The organism is Desulfurococcus sp. (assembly GCF_049970475.1).
Taxonomy (GTDB): Archaea; Thermoproteota; Thermoprotei_A; order Sulfolobales; family Desulfurococcaceae; genus Desulfurococcus; species Desulfurococcus amylolyticus.
Genome location: NZ_JBMFMW010000160.1, coordinates 1 through 1,258, shown reverse-complemented (window position 1 = coordinate 1,258; position 1,258 = coordinate 1). Strand labels below are relative to the sequence as shown.

Here is a 1,258-nt window from a genome sequence, read left to right as displayed (position 1 = left end):
CTACTACTCCCTCATGAGGCTAGCAACAGCACTAAAATACTACCACGAGCTAGACGTTAACCTAGACGATATAGGTAGGAGGCTAGTAGAGGAGGGTATATATGGGGTCGACGCTCTAAGGTACGCCTCACAGATAACAGCCATAAACCTAGCACTAATGACACCGGGTAACATAACCAGAGAGAACGTGTACACGATATACCTAGGCTACATACCTAAAAGGAATCAAGCATGGCTTGGAAGCCTGGAGCTCTTAAATGATAGTAGGAGGGTTGGAGGACTCCTAGCATACATAGAAGGTGGGCTTAGAGGGATAGCGGAGAGGACCACGCTAGAGGGTAGCGAAGGCGAGTTCTCAATACCGGATAGATTTGATTTAACCATAATGAACCCCCCGTTTACACGTGCCACGGGGAGGACTGAGAGATTCAGAGAGAGGAGGGGTCTCTTCGGCTTCATAACAGATGAGAGTGTTAGACAGGAGCTCTTGAGAGCCTACGAGAACGTTAGAAACAGGGTTAGGGAGAGCCTCAGATCCATCGCTACAGAGAATATGCTTATCTTCCCTAATCATATACAGGAGATCGTAAGGGGGACTGGGGGACTCGAAGCATACCTGAACATTGGTCAGGCCGGTGAAGGCCTCCTATTCCTATACCTAGCGTACAAGCTTGTCAGGGATAGTGGGGTTATAGCCTTCGTCCTCCCCAGGGGGCTGTTAGCTGGTGTCTCATGGTTCCTAGCAAGGGTTCTCCTAGCATCGAAGTTCCATGTGAAGTACATCGTAGTGAGTAGTGACCCGGATAGAGGTTACAACTTCTCGGAGGGTACGTCGCTGAGCGAGACATTAGTAGTAGCTAAGAGGGTGGATCGCCATAGTGACGACGAAGAGACTGTTTTCATAAACCTACTACGCAAGCCTACCACGGCCCTAGAAGCAGTCATGCTGGCCGAGGAGATTAGACGCGGTCTCAGCGAGCTAACCAGGGGTCGGTGGAAGCGAGTTGAGGTCAGCAACTGTAGTGCCATAGTGTTCAAGGTCTATAGGGGGGATCTACTAGCTAACGTAGACAACTGGAATAAGTTCGTCGCCACAGTAGACGAGAGGCTGTGGGACTTCTTCCAGCTACCCTCCAACAACAGGGTTAAAGTTGGCGGGAGGTATGTTGGGATCCCCCTAGTCAGGCTTAGAGAGTTGATAAGCTCGATGGGCATTGATGCACATGAGTTCCACGACAACTTCGACGTTGTCAGCACG

At 50.3% G+C, this 1,258-nt stretch carries 1 pseudogene; it reads left to right on the top strand.

The annotated features are described in order from the left end of the window. A pseudogene (locus ACP5N5_RS06990) lies at positions 1-1,258 on the top strand (hypothetical protein); the annotation flags it as partial.